The 21,670-nt window shown below is 47.9% G+C and carries 18 protein-coding genes; 12 read left to right on the top strand and 6 right to left on the bottom strand.

Translation table 11 applies throughout. The features are described from left to right. Nucleotides 1–30: 30 nt before the first annotated feature. The 6 genes from dnaE to HCZ42_RS14610 all read left to right on the top strand — a co-directional run bounded on the left by dnaE (nt 31) and on the right by HCZ42_RS14610 (nt 7,655). A complete protein-coding gene (gene dnaE, locus HCZ42_RS14635) occupies nt 31–3,510 on the top strand; it encodes a DNA polymerase III subunit alpha (protein WP_167421393.1) in 3,480 nt (1,159 codons plus the stop codon). 36 nt (nt 3,511–3,546) lie between these two features. Further along, nucleotides 3,547–4,506 carry an acetyl-CoA carboxylase carboxyl transferase subunit alpha gene (gene accA / locus HCZ42_RS14630; RefSeq protein ID WP_167421392.1) on the top strand — a complete coding sequence of 320 codons (960 nt, stop codon included), beginning with the start codon at nt 3,547–3,549 and terminating at the stop codon, nt 4,504–4,506. 96 nt (nt 4,507–4,602) lie between these two features. After that, the gene (gene tilS, locus HCZ42_RS14625; protein WP_167421391.1) at nt 4,603–5,922 is read left to right on the top strand and encodes a tRNA lysidine(34) synthetase TilS; all 1,320 of its coding nucleotides are present in this window, start codon (nt 4,603–4,605) and stop codon (nt 5,920–5,922) included. Nucleotides 5,923–5,989: 67 nt separating this feature from the next. After that, complete coding sequence (locus HCZ42_RS14620; protein WP_167421390.1) at nt 5,990–6,304, top strand: c-type cytochrome; 315 nt, start codon at nt 5,990–5,992, stop codon at nt 6,302–6,304. 106 nt (nt 6,305–6,410) lie between these two features. Further along, nucleotides 6,411–6,749 (top strand): nitrogen regulatory protein P-II, encoded by a 339-nt coding sequence (gene glnB, locus HCZ42_RS14615; RefSeq protein WP_053396781.1) that lies wholly within the window; start codon nt 6,411–6,413, stop codon nt 6,747–6,749. Between the two features lie 51 nt (nt 6,750–6,800). After that, nucleotides 6,801–7,655, top strand: coding sequence for an endonuclease/exonuclease/phosphatase family protein (locus tag HCZ42_RS14610; protein ID WP_167421389.1), 855 nt, complete (start codon nt 6,801–6,803; stop codon nt 7,653–7,655). Here HCZ42_RS14610 and HCZ42_RS14605 read toward each other — a convergent pair. The 3 genes from HCZ42_RS14605 to gloB all read right to left on the bottom strand — a co-directional run bounded on the left by HCZ42_RS14605 (nt 7,652) and on the right by gloB (nt 10,729). Further along, entirely contained in the window at nt 7,652–8,338 is a 687-nt protein-coding gene (locus tag HCZ42_RS14605) for a YIP1 family protein (RefSeq protein ID WP_053408876.1), read from the bottom strand. The genes HCZ42_RS14610 and HCZ42_RS14605 overlap by 4 nt on opposite strands. Then, complete coding sequence (locus tag HCZ42_RS14600) at nt 8,335–9,900, bottom strand: lytic transglycosylase (protein WP_167421388.1); 1,566 nt, start codon at nt 9,898–9,900, stop codon at nt 8,335–8,337. The genes HCZ42_RS14605 and HCZ42_RS14600 overlap by 4 nt, the downstream gene beginning before the upstream one ends. Nucleotides 9,901–9,970: 70 nt before the next feature. Further along, nucleotides 9,971–10,729 (bottom strand): hydroxyacylglutathione hydrolase, encoded by a 759-nt coding sequence (gene gloB, locus HCZ42_RS14595; protein WP_167421387.1) that lies wholly within the window; start codon nt 10,727–10,729, stop codon nt 9,971–9,973. Between the two features lie 39 nt (nt 10,730–10,768). On the opposite strand from gloB, the gene HCZ42_RS14590 reads away from it, so the two are divergent. Further along, entirely contained in the window at nt 10,769–11,497 is a 729-nt protein-coding gene (locus HCZ42_RS14590) for a methyltransferase domain-containing protein (RefSeq protein ID WP_167421386.1), read from the top strand. Here HCZ42_RS14590 and rnhA read toward each other — a convergent pair. Next, nucleotides 11,494–11,958: a ribonuclease HI gene (rnhA, locus tag HCZ42_RS14585; protein ID WP_167421385.1), complete on the bottom strand. Its 465-nt coding sequence runs from the start codon at nt 11,956–11,958 to the stop codon at nt 11,494–11,496. The genes HCZ42_RS14590 and rnhA overlap by 4 nt on opposite strands. 56 nt (nt 11,959–12,014) lie before the next feature. Here rnhA and dnaQ point away from each other — a divergent pair, with 56 nt between their 5' ends. Then, nucleotides 12,015–12,758, top strand: coding sequence for a DNA polymerase III subunit epsilon (dnaQ, locus tag HCZ42_RS14580; RefSeq protein WP_167421384.1), 744 nt, complete (start codon nt 12,015–12,017; stop codon nt 12,756–12,758). Between the two features lie 8 nt (nt 12,759–12,766). Continuing rightward, nucleotides 12,767–14,017, top strand: coding sequence for a TIGR03503 family protein (locus HCZ42_RS14575; protein ID WP_167421383.1), 1,251 nt, complete (start codon nt 12,767–12,769; stop codon nt 14,015–14,017). Between the two features lie 59 nt (nt 14,018–14,076). Here the strand turns inward: HCZ42_RS14575 and fadE are convergent, their stop codons facing one another. Then, a complete protein-coding gene (gene fadE / locus HCZ42_RS14570; protein WP_167421382.1) occupies nt 14,077–16,530 on the bottom strand; it encodes an acyl-CoA dehydrogenase FadE in 2,454 nt (817 codons plus the stop codon). A 305-nt stretch (nt 16,531–16,835) separates the two neighbouring features. On the opposite strand from fadE, the gene lpcA reads away from it, so the two are divergent. From lpcA to HCZ42_RS14555, 3 genes are all read left to right on the top strand, one after another. Further along, on the top strand, nt 16,836–17,414 hold the full coding sequence (gene lpcA, locus HCZ42_RS14565) for a D-sedoheptulose 7-phosphate isomerase (protein ID WP_167421381.1): 579 nt from the start codon (nt 16,836–16,838) through the stop codon (nt 17,412–17,414). 86 nt (nt 17,415–17,500) lie between these two features. Continuing rightward, on the top strand, nt 17,501–18,346 hold the full coding sequence (locus HCZ42_RS14560; RefSeq protein ID WP_167421380.1) for a class II glutamine amidotransferase: 846 nt from the start codon (nt 17,501–17,503) through the stop codon (nt 18,344–18,346). A gap of 128 nt (nt 18,347–18,474) precedes the next feature. After that, the gene (locus tag HCZ42_RS14555) at nt 18,475–19,878 is read left to right on the top strand and encodes a serine hydrolase domain-containing protein (protein ID WP_167421379.1); all 1,404 of its coding nucleotides are present in this window, start codon (nt 18,475–18,477) and stop codon (nt 19,876–19,878) included. 32 nt (nt 19,879–19,910) lie between these two features. On the opposite strand, the gene HCZ42_RS14550 is transcribed toward HCZ42_RS14555, so the two are convergent. Next, nucleotides 19,911–21,626, bottom strand: coding sequence for a proline--tRNA ligase (locus tag HCZ42_RS14550; RefSeq protein WP_167421378.1), 1,716 nt, complete (start codon nt 21,624–21,626; stop codon nt 19,911–19,913). Nucleotides 21,627–21,670 lie beyond the last annotated feature (44 nt).

Genomic DNA, 21,670 nt, shown 5'->3' with positions numbered 1-21,670 from the left:
TCCGATTAAGCACTATTTGCGGAACCATTCATGTCAGATCCTAAGTTTATCCACCTTCGAGTACACAGTGACTTTTCCATGGTTGATGGCCTTTCCAAAGTGCCACCTCTGGTTAAGAAAGTGGCTGAAATGGGAATGCCCGCCGTTGCCCTGACCGATTTTACTAACCTATGTGGTTTGGTGAAGTTTTACGGTACGGCGCATAGCTGTGGTATCAAACCGATCATTGGCGCCGACTTTGCGATGCAGTCCGATGAGTTTGGCGACGAGCTCACCAAGCTGACTGTTATCGCCGCGGACAATACCGGCTATAAAAACCTGACGCTATTGATTTCGAAAGCATACCTTCGTGGTCACGTGCAACACCAACCAGTGATTGATAAAGCCTGGTTAGCCGAATTGGCTGAAGGCTTGATTATCTTGTCGGGGGGCAAAAGCGGCGAAATTGGTAGAGCGCTGCTGAAAGGCAACCAAGCTATCGCGCAAAGCTGTGTCGAATTCTATCAAACGCATTTCCCTGATCGCTTTTATCTTGAGCTAACGCGTACGGGTAGAGCGGACGAAGAAAGCTATCTGCACTTTGCGTTGGAACTGGCTGAGCAAGTCGACTTACCCGTTGTTGCCACTAATGATGTGGTGATATTGGACGAATCATTTTTTGACGCCCATGAAATTCGGGTTGCGATCCACGACGGCTACACCTTAGAAGACCCACGCCGTCCAAAGAACTACAGCCCTCAGCAATACTTGCGTAGTGAAGAAGAGATGTGTGAGTTGTTCGCAGACATCCCTGAAGCGCTAGAAAACAGTGTTGAGATTGCTAAGCGCTGTAACGTGACGGTGCGTCTTGGCGAATACTTCCTGCCTGCATTCCCAACTGAAGGGATGGAAGAGACCGAGTTCTTGGTGAAGAAATCGGAAGAAGGCTTAGAAGAGCGACTTGAGTTTCTATTTCCTGACGAAGAAGAGCGCGCGAAACGCCGTCCAGAATACGATGAACGCCTGAAAGTCGAACTCGAAGTGATCAACAACATGGGGTTCCCTGGTTACTTCTTGATCGTAATGGAGTTCATCCAGTGGTCGAAAGACAACGATATTCCAGTCGGTCCAGGACGTGGTTCGGGTGCCGGCTCTCTCGTCGCTTATGCACTGAAAATCACCGATCTAGACCCGCTTGAATACGATTTGCTGTTCGAACGTTTCCTTAACCCAGAACGTGTTTCGATGCCCGATTTCGACGTCGACTTCTGTATGGATAAGCGGGACAGAGTGATCGATCACGTAGCGGAAATGTACGGTCGTGATGCGGTATCGCAGATCATCACCTTCGGTACTATGGCAGCCAAAGCGGTAATTCGCGACGTTGGCCGTGTACTGGGCCATCCGTTTGGCTTCGTTGACCGTATTTCAAAACTGGTGCCGCCAGACCCGGGGATGACGCTTGAAAAAGCTTTCAAAGCCGAGCCTGCGTTACCAGAGTTGTACGAGGCAGACGAAGAAGTCAAAGAACTGATCGATATGTGTCGCATCCTTGAAGGTTGTACACGTAACGCCGGTAAACACGCAGGTGGTGTTGTAATCTCACCCACCACGATTACTGATTTCGCGCCAATCTATGCCGACGCGGAAGGTCACTTTCCGGTGACTCAGTTTGATAAGAATGACGTAGAAACCGCTGGTCTGGTCAAGTTTGACTTCTTGGGGCTACGAACCCTGACCATCATTGACTGGGCATTAGGGCTGATTAATCCACGTTTGGAAAAAGAGGGAAAACCTCCGGTTCGCATTGAGTCGATTCCGCTCGAAGACGAAGCATCATTCCGATTGCTACAAAACTCTGAAACCACCGCGGTATTCCAGTTGGAATCGCGTGGTATGAAGGAACTGATCAAGCGCCTGCAACCAGACTGTTTTGAAGACATCATCGCACTGGTAGCCTTGTTCCGCCCAGGTCCACTGCAGTCGGGCATGGTAGATAACTTTATCGACCGTAAGCACGGCCGTGAAGCCGTCTCTTACCCAGATGAAAAATGGCAACACGAGTCACTTAAAGAGATCCTAGACCCAACGTACGGCATCATCCTGTATCAGGAACAGGTAATGCAGATTGCACAGGTCTTGTCTGGCTACACTTTGGGTGGCGCGGACATGCTGCGTCGTGCGATGGGTAAGAAAAAGCCAGAAGAGATGGCCAAACAGCGTGCCACTTTCGAAGAAGGTGCGGTGAAGAACGGCATCGACGGCGAACTGGCGATGAAGATCTTCGACTTGGTAGAGAAGTTCGCGGGTTACGGCTTTAACAAATCGCACTCTGCTGCTTACGCGCTGGTCTCGTATCAAACGTTGTGGCTGAAAACGCACTTCCCAGCCGAATTTATGGCCGCGGTAATGACCGCCGATATGGATAACACCGAGAAGGTCGTTGGCCTTGTCGATGAATGTTTCCGTATGAAGCTCAAAGTGCTGCCACCGGACATCAACTCGGGCTTATACCGTTTTAACGTTGATGAAGATGGTGCGATTGTCTACGGTATCGGTGCGATTAAAGGTGTGGGTGAAGGCCCAATTGAAGCGATCTTAGAGGCACGTAATAAAGGCGGTCATTTCAAAGATCTATTTGATTTCTGTGCGCGAATTGACTTGAAAAAAGTCAACAAGCGCGTAATTGAAAAGCTGATTTATGCGGGCGCGCTAGACCGTCTTGGTCCACACCGCGCTGCGATGATGGCGTCATTGAATGATGCGGTGAAAGCGGCCAGCCAACACCATCAAGCCGAAGCGTTTGGTCAAAGTGACTTATTCGGTGTCTTGACCGAAGCGCCAGAAGAAGTTGAGCATAAATACATTAAAGTCGAGCCTTGGCCTGAAAAAGTGTGGCTTGAAGGTGAACGTTCGACACTCGGTCTTTATTTGACCGGGCACCCAGTAAATGCTTATCTGAAGGAACTCGGTAAGTACACCAGTTGTCGACTAAAAGACGCGACCCCGACAAGGCGCGATCAAAGTGTTACAGTGGCCGGCTTGGTGATCGCTGCTAGAGTAATGACAACCAAACGCGGTACGCGAATCGGTATCATGACCTTGGACGACCGAAGTGGTCGTATGGAAGTGATGTTATTCTCCGATGCGTTGGAAAAATATGCGGAACTGCTAGAAACTGACAGAATTTTGGTCGTTTCGGGACAGGTCAGCTTTGATGATTTCAATGGTGGTCTTAAAATGTCGGCGCGCGAGGTTATGGACCTTGGCGCTGCACGCGAAAAATATGCGCGCGGATTATCTGTTTCGATTGATGAATCTCAAATCGACGGCCAGTTTTTTGAGCGCTTTAGTAAAATTCTAGAGCCTCATAGGGCGGGGACGGTTCCTGTCCATGTATACTACCAACGTAGCGATGCACGAGCACGTTTAACGTTAGGTACAGAATGGCGAGTAACGCCAAGCGACGCATTATTAGATGATTTAAAACAGCTACTTGGGAAAGGCCAGGTAGAACTCGAATTTAACTAAATTCGGTCAAAGCACCGAATCAAAAAGGATCTATAGATGAGCCTGAACTTTTTAGAATTTGAAAAGCCTATCGCAGAACTAGAAGCTAAGATTGAAGCACTTCGCGACGTATCTCGTCATGGTGGTGATTCTGGCGTAGATCTGGATAAAGAGATCGAACAACTAGAGAAGAAAAGCTTAGAGCTTAAGAAAAAGACCTTTAGCGACCTTGGTGCGTGGGAAACTGCTCAACTAGCTCGCCACCCGCTACGTCCATACACGCTTGACTACATCGAGCATGTATTTACTGAATTCGAAGAGCTTGCTGGTGACCGTGCATACGCCGACGATAAAGCGATTGTTGGTGGTATGGCTCGTCTAAACGGCCGTCCAGTGATGATCATTGGCCACCAAAAAGGTCGTGAGACAAAAGAAAAAGTAAAACGTAACTTTGGTATGCCAAAGCCAGAAGGTTACCGTAAAGCGCTGCGTCTGATGGAAATGGCTGAGCGTTTTAACATGCCGATCATCACTTTCATCGATACAGCAGGTGCATACCCAGGTGTTGGCGCAGAAGAGCGTGGTCAGTCTGAAGCAATCGCGAAGAACCTAAAAGTGATGGCTGGTCTTAAAGTGCCAGTAATCTGTAACGTTGTTGGTGAAGGCGGTTCTGGTGGCGCACTAGCAATCGGTGTGGGTGATTACGTAAACATGCTTCAGTACTCAACGTACTCAGTAATCTCTCCAGAAGGTTGTGCGTCTATCCTATGGCGTGATTCAGACAAAGCGCCTCAAGCTGCAGAAGCGATGGGTCTAACGGCACCACGTCTGAAAGAGCTTGAGCTTATCGACCAAATCATCGAAGAGCCTCTAGGTGGCGCGCATCGTAACCACGTTCAGATGGCTGCGAACATGAAAGCGAATCTGCTTAAGCAGCTAGAAGAGCTAGAACAGTTCGACACTGATGCGCTACTTGAGCGTCGTTACCAGCGTCTAATGAGCTACGGCTACTGCTGATAAGCTCACGTAATGATTTGAAAAAGGCTGGACTTAGGTTCAGCCTTTTTGTTTTTGGGTATAGACTTAAGCCAAATATTTTTTCGACACTGCGTTATGACTCTCTATCAGACTTTTTCTACCATCATTGACCGCTACTATGCCCCGAATACACGTATTGTTCTGGCGTTCAGTGGTGGTGTGGATTCGCGAGTCTTGTTGGATTTATTGACGCAATATCACAAGGAAAAACAGGTCGATTGCCTTGCGGTGTATGTGCACCATGGTTTGAGTTCCAACGCCGACGACTGGTTAGCACGATGCCAAATGTGGGCAACACAATCAGGGATCGATTTTATTGCCGAGCATGTCCAGCTCAACGCCAATGGGGAAAGTCTTGAGGCGTGTGCGCGAGAGGCGCGTTACCAAGCGCTGAGACAACATCTCAACGCGAATGATTTACTGCTGACCGGGCAACATAGCGACGATCAGTTGGAAACCTTTTTGTTGGCACTCAAACGTGGCAGTGGGCCGAAGGGTTTGTCTGCGATGGGGGAAGCAACCGCATTGGGTGAGGCAACCATTGTGCGTCCGCTCTTGAGCGTGAGTCGTGCTCAAATCGAACACTATGCTCAGCAACAAGGTTTAGAGTGGGTGGAAGATGAAAGTAACCAAGACACCCGTTTCGACCGTAATTTCATTCGCCACCAAATCTCGCCATTGCTGACGCAGCGCTGGCCGCATTTTGCTCAATCGGTCAATCGCAGCGCTCAGTTATGTGCTGAACAGGAATTGCTGATTGAAGAACTTCTTCAAGATAAGTTGCAGGCGGGAATAGCAAAAGACGGCAGTTTGGATATCGCATTATTGAGCTCGGTGAGTGAACTATCTCGTGCAAGACTCATTCGTATGTGGCTGGCACGGCAGCATATCCGAATGCCAAGCCGTGAACACCTTGGGCAGATCTGGCAGCAAGTAGCACTTGCTAAACAGGATGCCAATCCAAGCTTGAACCTTGCTGATGAGCAAGTTCGCCGCTTCTCCAATCGGTTATACATCGTCACTAAATACGCAGATATTACTGAGTGGCAATCTCCTGTCGCCATCAATCAGCCATTATCTTTGCCGGATAATTTAGGCCATTTGTTACTAAAGTCTTGTTCCTCCGGGCATTTATCTCGGCATGCTCTAGAGCAGGGAGAACTAAAAGTGACGTTTAATCCTGAGGGGTTAATTGCGCATCCGGTTGAGCGCGGACACAGCCGCAAGTTAAAAAAACTGTTTCAAGAATACGGGGTGCCAAGTTGGCAACGCCGCCGCATGCCGATTCTGATGTGTGGCGATAATGTTGCCGCGATAGCAGATTTGTTTATTGATCATCAATTTACAGGCCAGGATTGTGAACTTATCTGGGACAAGTGCTCAATAGTTGTGTAAAAATCTACTAAATAAAACACCTATAATAAATTGGGTTTTGTAACCCTAGGAACAATAAGGAAGAGCAATGAAAAAACTCGCTATTGGAATGGTACTTGGAATGAGCCTTTTTGCTGGTCAAACCCTGGCGGCAGGTGATGCAGCAGCTGGACAAGCGAAAGCAGCAGTGTGTGCAGCATGTCATGGTGCTGATGGTATGGCAGTAATTCCTGGCTACCCAAATCTAAAAGGTCAGAATGAGCAATACATCATTTCATCTATCAAAGCGTACAAAAACAAAGAGCGTAACGGCGGCCTTGCAGCAGTCATGCAAGCTCAAGCTGCAATGCTTAACGATGCAGACATTGCTAACCTAGCGGCTTACTACTCAAGCCTTAAGTAATTAGACATTCGGTTTACTTAAGCCTGAGCCTTCCATGCTCGGGCTTTTTATTGCCTGAATAACATGGGATAATAAGCGAAATCGCAAAAAGTTTAAGGGATGAACAATGAAGAAGATTGAAGCCATCATCAAGCCGTTTAAATTAGACGACGTTCGTGAAGCATTGGCGGAAGTAGGTATCACGGGTATGACCGTATCTGAAGTGAAAGGCTTCGGTCGTCAGAAAGGACACACCGAGCTTTACCGTGGTGCGGAATACATGGTCGACTTTCTACCAAAAGTGAAGTTAGAGATTGTGGTTACCGATGACGTGGCTGAGCAATGTGTCGATACTATCGTTGAAACCGCTCAAACTGGTAAGATCGGTGACGGCAAGATTTTCATCACGGATGTGGAGCGCGTTGTGCGTATCCGTACTGGTGAAGAAGACGAAGACGCAATTTAATCGTTATCATCCTAAAAAGAGCCGTGAGGCTCTTTTTTACTTTTAGAGCCTATGAAGAAGAAACTGCTTGTCGCTATCCCATTGCTCGCCGTCGTCATTGCGGTTGCTGGTTACCAAGCGATTTTTACCTTACCAGATCAGCCACAGCTCTCTTCGGTTTCTGCCGACGGTGTGGTGCTGTCACCGCAATGCTACGTCAATCCGCGCGCCAAAGTACTAGATAAGCAGGGCAGCATCAATCTTTTGGTCTGGAACATTTACAAACAAAATCGTAGCCAGTGGGACACAGAGCTGACGCGTTTGACTGACGAGGCTCAGCTCGCGCTTTTACAAGAAGCAAGCATGACGCCAGCGCTAAAACAGTGGATTAAACGCGAAGGCTGGTTTGCCAATCAAGTTGATGCATTTAAAGCGTTTGATGCCACCGCTGGGGTGCTGAATTTAACTCAAGATACGCCAAATTTGGCGTGCGCCTTTGTTGAACTAGAACCTTGGCTAAGACTGCCGAAATCGGCGCTCTATGCGACGTATCCGCTTTCTGATGGTAATGAGCTTGCGGTGGTCAATATCCACGCGGTCAACTTTACCTACGGAACCGAGGAGTATCTCAGACAGCTGAGTCGGCTGGTGGACGAATTGTTAGAGCATCAAGGACCGATTATTGTTGCTGGCGATTTTAACAGTTGGAGTGAGTCACGTTTGGCGGTGATGAAGCAAGCGCTGGATAAGCTCGGGCTGCAAGAAGTGTCGTACCAAGAAGACCATCGCACCCAGTTTATAACGGGTTTACCACTCGACCATGTGTTTTATCGTGGCTTAAGGCTAAAAACAGCAGAGGCGCCACTCTCTGACGCCTCTGATCACAATCCTATATTAGTCAGCTTCGAGCTGCTTCCCACTAACTAGAAGATGAGAATGTATAACGCCCATATCGCGTAATACGCCAACCAAGGTAGGGCTGAAATGACCAGTGCTTGACCGCGTTCAAACTCAGTCCACGTCCCAACCGCCGCATAACCTAATGCAATGTACCAAGGCAGTAATAACGGGAATGAGCTGGCAAACTGTGACCATTCGTTGGTGAGTGGCAGTTTTAACAAACCGTTCAAGCTATTCAGATCTGCGGCATACACCATGACTTGACCGTGCTTGAGTAGCACACTAACGTAACTCGCTAAATCACCAATGATCGCCGGGAAAGTGATCACTGCGCCTGCGGCAAACCAGCGCCAAAAACCGTGTTGGTGTTGGCTTGGTTTTGTCGCCAAGTTAAACCAAAACGCAAGCATTAGAATCGTCAGGGTACGTCCGGCAACATCACTAATGATTTCGCTTGCCATTAGCGTGTTGGCATCGAGCAGTTCAAGTTGCTTTGGGTTTGTCGCCGCTAACTGAGCCGATAGACCTTCTTTTAACCACGCAAAGTTGACGATATCAAAGTACGCGCCCCAAAACAGGAACGGTGACAAGATCAAAAAGACGTAAGGCTGCCAGCCCCAAGCTCCTCGTTGATATAGCGCTAAAAAGCACGCGCTCGGCGAGCGGAAAATATCCACTAGCATTATTAAAGGGTTACTTGACGGCGTCATACACTCACCTTGGTTACATCAACGTACAGTTTTAATTTTTGTCCCGGCTTGAGGTACTTACTCTTTGCCAGGTCATTCCATGTCACGATATCGCTGGATTTAACTTTGAATTTCATTGCGATGCCACTAATGGTATCGCCAGAACGAACTTTGTAGTAGACGGTGCGAATGATTGCGCCATCTGAACCATCTTTCCAGATCACCAACTTTTGTCCAGTACGCAAGGTATCTCTTGGTCCCATGCCATTCCACTTGGCTAAAGAGCGGTGTGATACCTTGTTGGCTTTGGCGATGCTCCACAAGCTGTCGCCCGAGCGAACAGTATGAGTGAGCTTGTATTTACCACGGCTGATAGATTGCGTTTTCGCCAGTCGGTTAGTCGCAGAGAGCTCGTACGCTTTTTCATCTTTGACTGAGGCTGGAATCATCAGATGTTGGCCGACACGTATGGTGCTGTTGCTCATCCCGTTCGCGCGTTGAATCACTTTGGTTGACGTGTTGTAGCGGTTGGCAATCACGCTGAGTGAGTCACCAGACTTCACTTTGTAGCGTACCAGTTTCATGCCTTTGCCACGGTTCTTCTCAACCTGACTGTTGAATTTCTCTACCGTGTGAGTCGGAACTAATAATTGGTATGGGCCTTCAGGTGCGGTTGACCATTTGTTGTAAGCAGGGTTTAGGCTCTGCAGTTCTTTGACCGAAATTCCCGCGTATTGAGCGGCAATCGCTAGGTCTAGCTGCTCTTTCGGGTCAACTAAGGTCACAACAGGTTTGTTGGCAATCGATGGAATTTCAATGCCGTATTTTTCTTGGTTGGCAATAATATCTGCCAGCGCAAGCAGCTTTGGCACGTAACCACTGGTCTCTTTTGGTAAGTTCAAAGAGAAGAAATCGATCGGCTTACCCTGTTTTTTATTTTGTCGGATCGCACGTGATACGCGACCGCCACCGCTGTTGTACGCCGCAATTGCGTGTGTCCATTCGCCGTCAAAACGTTTGTTGAGGTACGTGAGGTAATCCAGTGCGGCATCGGTTGCCGCGGAGACGTCGCGACGACCGTCATACCAGAAGTTCTGCTCTAGGCCATACATTTTCCCCGTCGCCGGTACAAATTGCCATAAACCCGCGGCACTGCCGTGAGAATAAGCAAACGCATCGAACGAGCTTTCTACGATAGGAAGAAGGGCTAACTCCAATGGTAGTCCGCGTTGTTCGATTTTTTCCGTGATTAAATAAAGGAAAGGTTCCGCACGCTGTGAGACGGTGCGCAAATGACCTGGATGCTTGAGGTACCAAGTTCGGTAGTAATCAACCGTGCGATGGTCTGGGATCGGCATTTGCAGCTGCATTGCGATGCGCTTCCAGACATCTTCTTGAGATTGAGGTGTGACGATCGGTTTTTTGTCTTCCGCTTTTTGTTCTGGTTGTGCCTTTGGCTCAACCGCTTTCACCGATGTCGTTCGATTGGTTTCTGGGGAGTTCGATTCACCAGAATCTGATGGCTGGGTTAGCTGACAACCTGTCAGTAAAAGCGCTAAAACCCAGCTGTATTTCATTCGCATTACACAGCCCTTTTTTACTTTGGCTGGTGATAATACTTTCGACTCTATTAGAGTGACAAGCAGCAAATCGTTAAAATTCGTTCTTCCACTCACGTAACGCGGTAAAAATGGCGAGTGAATCCGTCTCTAGCGTACGGTTTGCAACGGATCGCATCACACTTTGCTGATCGGTACGTAAGAAAGGATTAATCCATTTCTCACGTCGAATTGTCGTTGGCACTGTTGGCAGGTTCTGTGCTCGTAGACGATTGACCTCGTCACGATATTGCTGAAGTTGCTCATTGTCTGGTTCTACCGCGAGGGCAAACGCCACGTTACTGGCGGTATACTCGTGTGCGCAGTAGATCTCTGTCTCTTCGGGTAGAGCCGCCAGTTTCTGCAAAGAGGTGTGCATTTGTTCCATTGTGCCTTCGAACACGCGGCCGCAACCTGCAGAGAAAAGTACGTCTCCACAGAACACTTTGCCGTCACCGACAAATCCGATATGACCGTGAGTATGACCTTCTAGACCGAGGACTAAAAAGACTTCGTCGAACAGCTCAATTTGGTCACCAGCTTCGACAGCGAGCGTTAAAGTCGGTACAGGTTCGTTGGCTGGGCCAACGACGCTGACGTTTGGGTATTGGCGTACCAATTCTGATACACCGCCAATATGGTCATTGTGGTGGTGTGTGATTAAGATAGCTTCTAAGCTTAGGTCGTGTTGTTTGAGGTAATCCAACACGGGCTTAGCATCGCCTGGGTCAACAACGGCACAACGCTGATCGCTATTTTGTATCAGCCAGATGTAATTATCATTAAATGCAGGTATGCTTTTGATATCTAACATAGTTATCTCTCCAGTTACCAAGAGTGAGGCAGGTGGTTTATGAAACCAGCACGCAGCAATAAAAAGCTAAAAATGCCTCATTCATGGTCTCACCTAAAAAATGGCCAATGGGTTAGTGAATCAATTCAAACCCGAATGGACGAGTGGTGCCCGAAACTTTTTGGCTACCATATGCTTAAGCTCGGCGGACTTAGTTGCGAGTTAACCAGCTTTGCTTGCAATATTCAACATCAAGTAAACCTAGATATCCAGAACCCTTTGCATAATGTGATTGCGGATGCTTACGATTTGCCCTTTTTGGAAAAAAGCTTTGATGCCGTAGTACTCGCGCACCAGCTCGATTATTGTAATGATCCACATAGGGTGTTGCGTGAAGTCGACCGAGTGATGATTGACGACGGGTATCTGATCATTACTGGATTTAACCCGATCAGCTTTACTGGATTGGCGAGTCTTATGCCGTGGAGAAAGCACAACTTGCCGTGGAGTGGCAGAATGTTTACTCCGACGCGTATTCGTGACTGGTTGGAAGTGTTGAACTATCAAGTAGTGGAGTGTGATTGCTACGCGTTGTTTCCGATGCAAAGCTACCGCACTATGTGGACGTGGCTTGAAAACAGTTTAGGGGATTGGGCTTCGCCAATGGGCAGCTTGTATTTTATTGTCGCACGTAAACGTACTTATCCGTTGAAACCAATCAAGCCACACTGGAAGCTGAAACGAAAATTGACGCCGTTGGGCGTCAATTACAAAGTCTCGAATCGTTAGTTAGGAATGTAGCCGGTATCTTCTTCGGTAGGATTTTCCGCCGCAGTTCTCGCTAACTCATCACACATTTCGTTTTCACGATGGCCCGCGTGACCTTTTACCCAGCGCCAATCAATTTGGTGGCGTTGGGTTTCGGCATCGAGCGCCTTCCACAAGTCAGCGTTTTTTACTGGTTTTTTATCCGAAGTTTTCCAGCCACGTTTCTTCCAGTTATGAATCCACTGGGTGATGCCTTGACGGACATATTGACTGTCGGTGGTCAAAATAACGTTGCACGGCTCTTTGAGCGTTTGCAGTGCGACGATGGTTGCCATCATTTCCATACGATTGTTGGTGGTCAACGTGTAGCCTTTGGCAAGGGTTTTCTCGACTTGCTTGTAGCGCAGCACGATACCGTATCCACCAGGACCAGGATTGCCTAAGCATGAACCATCTGTGAAAATTTCCACCTGTTTCGTCATGATTTGATACTATTGGTTAAAGCACATTATTGGCATAGTCTGACACACATATTGTTATGAATACCAGCAACAATTCCAAATACGATCGCATCGTTGTACTCGATACCGAAACTACCGGTATGAACACCGAAGGTGGCCCGCATTATCAGGGGCACCGAATCATTGAAATCGGTGCGGTGGAGATCATCAACCGTAAACTGACCGGTCGTCACTTCCATGTTTACATCAAGCCGGATCGCGAGATCCAGTCAGAAGCGGTCGAAGTCCACGGTATTACCGATGAGTTCTTGGTTGATAAGCCTGAATATCGAGACGTACATGCTGAATTCTTAGAGTTCATTAAAGGCGCTGAATTGGTCGCTCATAACGCGCCCTTCGATACCGGCTTTATGGATCACGAGTTTAGTATGCTCGATCCATCGATTGGTAAAACCGACGATTATTGTAAAGTTACCGATACCCTTGCCATGGCGAAGAAAATCTTCCCGGGCAAACGAAACAACCTTGACGTGTTGTGTGAACGCTATGGCATCGATAACTCACACCGTACGCTCCACGGGGCATTGCTCGATGCCGAGATCCTAGCCGACGTCTACCTGCTAATGACAGGCGGCCAGACTTCGCTGCAATTTAACGCAGGCAGTTCTGACGACGGTGGAATGGGAGGTGAATCAATAAAACGCGTTGCAGGTGGACGAAAAGCGCTAAAGGTTATTCGTGCAACGGCCGATGAACTAGATGCACATCAGAGTAGATTAGATATCGTCGAGAAAAGCGGAAGCTGCCTCTGGCGTCAGTAGGAGATAGGATGTTAAGAGTTTGGTTGGCCGCGTTCGGGTTGTTGTTGAGCTTTTCTGGCGTTACAGCGCAAGAGTCAACAATGAGCTTGCTCGATAACCGTTTTCGCGTCGATCCGTCGATTACGCAAATTACTTTTGTTATCTATCGTGCAGAAGAGAGCAAACCAGTGGTGTTAGTCAGACCTGACGGGAAAAAGTACTATGCGTGGCGCAGCCCAGAGAACGTACGTTGGTATCAAGAGTCATCTATGGATATCGTTTCCATCGATAATCCGATGCCCGGTCCGTGGCAAGCGGTCGGCAGCGTAACGCCAAAAAATAAAATCAAACTTATCTCTCATCTTAAGCTTTCTTCGGAGAAACTGCCGGCTCGCTTGTATCAGGGAGAGTCATTGAAATTTACCGCACGGCTCACCTCCAACGACCAACCTTTAGTACTGCGTGACTTTTTAGACCGAGTCAACCTCAAGGTAACCTTCACAAAATTTGTCGAAGACGAAGACACTTTAGATAAGGAAGCGCGACCGATTGCAGTTGAAATTGGCGAGTTTGCCGACGACGGCCAAGCCCTAGACGAAGTTGCGGGAGACGGTGTCTTTACCGTTGCGTTGCCAATCAATAGTGCAGCGGGTAAATATCGTGTGCGCATTACGTCTGGTAACGGCGTGTTCTTGCGCGCTGAAGAACAAGAAGTCTTGGTTTACCCGTCGCCAATCGAAACGACCTTTATTCAATCCCGAGACGCGTCTCAACCGCATAAAGTGGTTTTCTCCGGAGAGCAAGGTATGGTCATGCCAGGCTCACTGGCTGCGCGAGTTGAACATACCGACCCAGATAAGAAAACGGTTGATGTGCAAGGCGCAGCGGATAAAGAGAGTAATAAGCTGGAATTAACCATTCCGTACTCGGAAGTGTTGGGCAACTACGCTTGGACGGGTGAAGTCTACGCGACAGAAATGGGCTCAGGTCGACCATTGGTATTTGACCTAAACCAACATACATACAGTGTCGTTGACGAACTCGACATTGCAGAAACGCGCCGTTTGCAAGAAATTGAGCGCATGAAACAGCAAAAACTGTTGGAAGAACAGCAGCTGATTGAAATGCGTGAGCAACAGAAAACCCAGAGCATGATTATGATTGCGGTGGGCAATTTAGTGGTGATTCTACTCGCGCTGGTGGGGTGGTTTATCGCCCGAAAACTCAAAGCGCGCAAGAAAGAAGTACCTGAAATGCAATTAGAAATACCCAAGAAATAGTGTGCTATCTGCAAACAAAAAAGGGCTGCGATTGCAGCCCTTAGTATTTATTCAGTCAGTTACGCGACCTCTTCCATCTTTGGTGTTGGCTCATGGAGTGGCTTTGCTGCCAATTCCTCGGGCGCAAAATCATCAACATTAATCACGTACAGGCGATGTGCCTCCGCCTCTTTCAGCAGTGCGGCTTCTTTATCGTTAATAACACCTTTTTCCAGGCCTAACTCTGCAATTGCGTCTAGGCGTAAGAATGGACGTCTCTGACCAAGTTCTTTACATACCTTGTCGAACACAGGTTCCGCTTCAAGGATCACTTCCAGCGCTTGTTCAATCTTACCTGCGGGGTTAAACGCACTGGCTGTCATGTATTGGTTACGACCGATACGAGAGCGAGTTGCTGATGGTGTTTGGAGAATACGCGCCACTTGGCTATCCAGTTTGTCACTTGGAGCCTGACGAATACGACCGAATGGCAGGATCAGTACTCTTAACGCTTTGCCCAACCATTTGTTCGGGAAGTTTGCCAAAAACTCATCAATCGCCAACTCGGTTTGTTTCAGGCTGTCTTGTAGACCCCAGTGTACCAATGGCAGGTCTTCTGCGATTCGACCGTCGCTTTCAAAGCGTTTTAGTGTTGCTGAGCTCATGTAAAGCTGGCTTAGGATGTCACCAAGACGCGCGGACAAACGTTCTTTACGTTTTAACGATCCGCCCAGTACCGCCATTGAGATATCGGCTAAGAACGCGATGTTTGCGCTGTAGCGATTCAACTGTTGGTAGTAGCGAGCAGTCGAGTCTTTGACTGGTGCATCGGAGAAGTGACCGTCCGTCAGACCCAACCAGAAGCTACGGACTAGGTTGCTCATCGTGAAGCTAACGTGGCCGGCGAGCGCGCTATCGAACTTATCTAACGCATCCGATGAATCGGAGTAGGCTGCATTCATTTCTTCCAATACGTAAGGATGGCAACGGATAGCCCCTTGACCGAAGATGATCATTGAGCGGGTCAGAATGTTTGCACCTTCAACGGTGACCGCAATCGGTGCGCCTTGATAGCCACGAGCCAAGAAGTTAGATGGACCAAGACAGATACCTTTACCGCCGACAATATCCATCGCATCGATAATGCTCTGCTGACCACGGTGAGTACAGTGGTACTTCACAATCGCAGAGATAACCGACGGTTTCTCACCAAGGTCGATACCCGCAACGGTTAGATTGCTGGCTGCATCCATCACATAAGCGTTACCGCCCAAGCGCGCCAATGGCTCTTCCACACCTTCCATGTGGCCGATAGGTTGTTTGAACTGACGACGGATGCGAGCGTATGCGCCAGTGGCCAGAGCCGCAGTTTTGATTCCACCCGTAGAGTTTGAGGGTAGGGTGATGCCACGACCAACCGACAGACATTCCACCAGCATACGCCAGCCTTGGCCTGCCATCTTTGGACCACCGATGATAAAATCAAGCGGTACAAATAGATCGTTTGCTCGGGTCGGACCGTTTTGGAACGGGACGTTCAATGGGAAATGGCGGTTACCAATCTCAACGCCTTTTAGGTCAGTCGGGATGAGCGCACAAGTAATGCCGATGTCTTCTTTATCACCTAACAAACCGTCAGGGTCACGCAGTTTAAATGCGAGGCCAAGTACTGTCGCGACAGGCGCAAGCGTGATGTAACGTTTGTTCCAGGTTAAGCACATCCCTAGCACTTCTTTACCTTTCCACTTGCCTTTGCACACCACACCGAAATCTGGGATAGAACCTGCGTCAGACCCCGCTTCTGGGCTAGTTAAGGCAAAACATGGGATCTCTTTACCTTCTGCCAAGCGAGGTAAGTAATGGTTCTTTTGATCGTCTGTACCATAGTGTTGTAGCAGTTCACCTGGGCCAAGAGAGTTCGGTACACCTACGGTTGAAGAAAGTACTCCTGACACGCCGGTTAACTTTTGTAGAACCAGTGATTGTGCGTAGGCCGAGAACTCCAGACCACCGTATTTCTTCTTGATGATCATGGCGAAGAACTTATGTTCTTTAAGGTATTGCCATACTTCTGGTGGTAAGTCTGCCAGTTCATGGGTCACTTGGTAGTCGTTGACCATCGCACAGACTTCGTTCACAGGGCCGTCCAGAAACGCTTGTTCTTCTGCACTTAGCGTTGGTGCTTTGATGCTGTGGAGTTTGTTCCAATTCGGTTTGCCTTTAAATAGCTCGGCTTCCCACCACACAGTACCAGCGTCGAGCGCTTCTTTTTCCGTTTGCGACATCGCGGGTAAGACTTTCTTAAACAGGCTCAGTGCTTTTTTACTGATCAGTGACTGACGAATGGAAGGCACGCCCAGCACAATGACGGCAGCTATATATAGCAGCCAACCGACCGAACCAGCGGTTCCAATAATCGAGAGCACGACCATGGTCGCGGTCAATGCAGCAACAGAAGTAAACAACGAGGTTCGCTGGTAAAGGCAAGTTGCCAAAACGGCAGCAAACCCGAGTATAGAGAGCAAAATATCCATATCTTTTTCCTTATTCGGCGCTTTGTTTTTGGATTACACCGTGTTTAAAGTAAGAGGTCTTACCAGTTAAGTGTAATCAAAATATTAATAAAATGTAAAACCCGTTCTTGCTTAAAAAGTGATCTAAGTAGAGTGAAAGTTCTAAAACGCGATGACGGTGCCGATTTTATGAGCGTTGAAGTGCAAGAAAGCTGCAATTGTTTCCTGTGATCTATCGACAGTGGCAAATGTTTGAGTAAACTCATCAAATAAGGTTGGGATGCGAATCGCTCCCATATTAAATACACAATAATTAGAGATACCCTATGTACCAGGATCTGATTAAAAGCGAGTTACTTGAAGCTGCGGACGTATTGAACAAATTCTTGAGCGATAAAAACAACATCGCGCAAATCGAGTCAGCGGCGAAAATGATTGCCGACTCATTTAAACAGGGCGGTAAAGTTCTATCTTGTGGTAACGGTGGTTCTCACTGTGATGCGATGCACTTTGCGGAAGAGTTGACTGGTCGTTACCGTGAAAATCGCCCAGGTTTCCCTGGTATCGCGATCTCTGACCCTAGCCACCTATCTTGTGTGAGTAATGATTTTGGTTACGACCACGTATTTTCTCGCTACGTAGAAGCAGTGGGTTCTCAAGGTGATGTGCTGTTTGGTCTGTCTACCTCTGGTAATTCTGGCAACATCCTGAAAGCGATTGATGCTGCAAAAGCGAAAGGCATGAAGAGTATTGCCCTCACTGGTAAAGATGGCGGCAAAATGGCGGGTCTGGCAGATATCGAAATCCGTGTACCTCACTTTGGTTACGCAGACCGTATTCAAGAGATCCACATTAAAATCATCCATATTATTATTCAGTTAATTGAAAAGGAGATGGAGAAGTAAATCTTCTTCATTTTATCGCGTTTAAGTACCCGTTCATCGGGTGCTTAAACTGCAGCGATAGTCGTAGTAAGGGAGTTGCTTAAACCATGTGTGAATTGCTCGGAATGAGCGCGAATGTGCCGACAGATATCTGTTTTAGCTTTACAGGTCTGATGCAGCGTGGTGGCAAGACCGGACCTCATCGTGACGGATGGGGCATTGTTTTCTACGAAGGAAAAGGCTTCCGTACTTTTAAAGATCCTAACCCGAGTTGCCAGTCGAAGATTGCTGAATTGGTGCAAAATTACCCGATAAAAAGCTGTGCGGTGGTTAGCCATATTCGTCAGGCGAACCGAGGCGGCGTGAACCTAGAAAACACTCACCCATTTACCCGTGAGTTATGGGGGCGCTATTGGACGTTTGCTCACAATGGCCAACTCACTGACTATCAAAGTTTAGCTACAGGCCGACATCGTCCGGTCGGACAAACCGACAGCGAACTGTCCTTTTGCTGGTTGCTAAAGCAGATGGAAGACCGTTATCCAGAGCCACCTCAGGATATGGTAGGCGTGTTTCGTTTTGTCGCGCAATGCTGTGAAATACTGAAAGAGAAAGGCGTGTTTAACATGCTGCTTTCTGACGGCGAATACGTGATGACTTTCTGTACCAATCACCTTTATTGGATCACTCGTCGTGCGCCTTTTGGCAAGGCTACCTTGATCGATGAAGACGTGACGATCAACTTCCAAGAAGAAACCACACCGAACGATATTGTGTCTGTGATCGCGACTCAGCCGTTAACTGACAACGAAAACTGGCACCGAATGAAGCCGGGGGAATTTGGTATTTTCCATTTTGGTGAACTGATTGATGGCAACGCCGCAGAGTTAACCGATGTCGCCTATGCGCCGAAGAAAGTAGCAAGCCAAGCGCCGACAGAGCCGTTGGAGTAAATTAGTGAAGTCACTCTGAAAATTACTCGACTCATTGAGTACTGCTGGGAAACTCAACCAAAGTTTATATTCAGGCCATTGATATTGTATTACAAATCAATGGTTTTGTTTTATCTAGAGGTAAGAGTATGAGGTGGAAGAGTCTATGTTTTTTATTACTGGTTAGTGCTTCAGTTTATGCTGAACCGAAAAGTGAAGCATTAAGCCATCTATTGCCCATGTACCAATATGACGGAGAAAGTCAACAGCCGTTAGATTTGGTTGATAGAATGCGCTATTGGGACATTCCAGGGGTAAGCATTACCGTTTTTGATAAAGGTGAGATTATTTGGACGCACGCAGAAGGTGTGAAAAATAAAGCCGATGAACCAGTGGCAGTGGATTCGGTTTTTCAGATGGCTTCCATCAGTAAGCCTGTCACTACTCTGTTGGTGCTCAAAGCGGTTGACGAGGGGAAGGTGACGTTAGATGAAGATATTCGTCCGTTGCTTATCGCTGAATTGAAAGCGAAAGCTACCCAACCAGTATCTTTAAGGCAATTGCTTTCCCATACTGCAGGTTTTGCGTCATATGGTTTAGCAGGCTTTACGCGAGACCAATACTACCCGAGCTTGGCTGAGCTCGCGAAAGGTGAATATGGAACTCTACCGTTTGAACAAAACCAGTTACAAGGTCAATTTTCCTACTCTAACGTTGGCTATATCTTTGTCCAATCTGTTTTAGAAACTCTCTATAAGAAGTCCTTTGAAGAGATAGCTAAATCCCAGCTCATCGATCTGCTAGGTTTGAGGCACACGAGCTTCGACCAAAAAAACATTGAATACTTAGGGTTAGACCTTGCTCATGGTTCGGAGTATGGGAGCTGGATTGATGGTGGGTGGAATCGATTTTCCTCGAAAGCCGCCGCAGGCTTATGGACCAGCACTCCGGATCTTGCTCAGCTATTGATTAATATTCATGAGATTTATACCAAACAAAGACAGGGCTTTATCCCTACTTCTACCTTGAAAGTGATAAGCGAACCAATTCAACCGTTTTTAGGATTGGGTTTTTTCCGTTATTCCGACGAGCGAGGCACCTACGTTTTTCACGGCGGTATCAATCGAGGTTATGAAAGTCATTTCGTTTTGTACCCCGAGTTAGGGAGCGGGGCAGTTGTCGCGACGAATGGGCAAGGCGGTGGTGCTTTGGCGCTAGAAATCATACGTGCGCTTTCTATCGCTTACGATTGGCCAAACTATCAGCTTAATCGCCAGAAGGTGGAAAGACCTAGATTGGATGAACTGAATGAGTACGTGGGGCGTTATCATTATGACGGAGAATTTTATGCTGACGTGACTGTGAAGGAGGGGCAACTGTTTATTCAAGGAAAAGATCAGTTGAAATACCCGATGTATAAAGTTGGAGAGAAACTTTATCGTACCTTTGACGTGGTTTCTGATTTTGAGTTTAAAACTGGATGGTTCAGCGACGAGATTAGCTCGATGGTCCAAAAGGCACCAAGTGGAGATTATTCCGCGGACAAAGAATAAAAAAAGGCTGGCGATTGCCAGCCTTCTTCTTGTTAAGCCATCTGAGCTTTTACGTGCTCTACGATGTCTGCCATCGCAACCGCTTGTTTCTCACCAGTACGACGGTTCTTGTACTCGAAGTTGCCTTCTTTCATTGAACGGTCACCGATGATGATGGTGTGTGGTACACCAAGCAGTTCCATATCAGAGAACATCACGCCTGGGCGCTCTTTACGGTCATCAAACAGAACGTCGATACCCATTGCTGTCAGTTCCGCGTACAGCTTCTCAGCCGCTTCTTTCACTTCTTCTGACTTGTGCATGTTCATTGGTACGATAGCCACTTGGAACGGCGCTAATGCGTCAGGCCAAATGATGCCGTACTTGTCGTGGTTTTGTTCAATTGCAGCCGCTACAACGCGAGTGACACCGATGCCGTAACAACCCATCTCTAGAATCACGTTCTTACCGTCAGGACCAAGAACGCCACAGTTCATCTTCTCAGAGTAGTTTTTACCAAGCTGGAAGATATGGCCAACTTCGATACCACGTTTAAGCTGGATTGTACCTTTACCACAAGGGCTTGGATCGCCTTCAACCACGTTGCGTAGGTCTTCAACTTGACCAAGCTCTACGTCACGACCCCAGTTAATACCGAAGTAGTGTTTACCATCGACGTTTGCACCTGCGCCAAAGTCACTCATTACCGCTACACTGCGGTCAACGATGAACGGTAGCTCAAGACCAACAGGACCGAGTGAACCAGGGCCAGCACCGATCAGAGCGCGAATCTCTTCTTCTGTTGCCATTTCTAGTGGAGCCGCCACTTGTGGCAGGTTCTCTGCTTTCACTTCGTTCAGTTCGTGGTCACCACGAACGATAAGAGCGATGATTGGTGCGTCCACTTCGTCAGACGCTTTAACAAACAGTGTCTTAACGGTTTTCTCTATTGCTAGACCGTGTTGCTCAACCAGTTCCGCGATGGTTTTCGCGTTTGGCGTATCAACAAGTGTCATCTCTTGAGTTGGCGCTGGCGCCGCGTCTGCAAGAGCCACTGCTTCTGCTTTTTCGATGTTCGCCGCGTAGTCTGACTCGGTTGAGAACGCAATTAAGTCTTCGCCGCTTTCTGCAAGTACGTGGAACTCTTGAGAGCCGCTACCACCGATAGCACCGCTATCAGCAAGTACAGGACGGTAATCCAGGCCCATACGGTCAAATGCGCGGCAGTATGCATCGTGCATTGCGTCGTATGACTTCTGTAGACCTTCTTTGTCGATGTCGAAGCTGTACGCATCCATCATCGAGAACTCACGAGAACGCATTACGCCAAAGCGTGGACGACGTTCGTCACGGAATTTCGTCTGGATTTGGTACAGGTTCAGAGGAAGCTGCTTGTACGAGCTCACTTCGTTACGTACTAAGCTGGTGATCACTTCTTCAGCGGTCGGGCTAAGAACAAACGGACGAACATGACGGTCAGTAAAGCGAAGTAGTTCAGGACCCATTTTTTCACTGCGGCCTGTCTCTTCCCAAAGTTCAAACGGCTGAACAACGGGCATCAAAGTTTCGATTGCACCTGCATTGTCGATCTCTTGACGAACGATGTTTTCGACTTTACGCAGTACACGTAGACCAGTAGGTAGCCAGGTGTATAGACCTGAAGCCAGCTTACGGATCATACCTGCACGTAGCATGAGCTGGTGGCTCACTACTTCTGCGTCGTTTGGAGTCTCCTTCAGAGTAGAAAGAAGATAATTACTGGTACGCATTAATTCTATCCGTTTATTAAAGTTAAATACTTGAGTTCAATATA

The organism is Vibrio hepatarius (assembly GCF_011806575.1).
Taxonomy (GTDB): Bacteria; Pseudomonadota; Gammaproteobacteria; order Enterobacterales; family Vibrionaceae; genus Vibrio; species Vibrio hepatarius_A.
The sequence above is the reverse complement of the archived record's forward strand: the minus strand, read 5'-3'. Positions and strand labels throughout refer to the sequence as shown.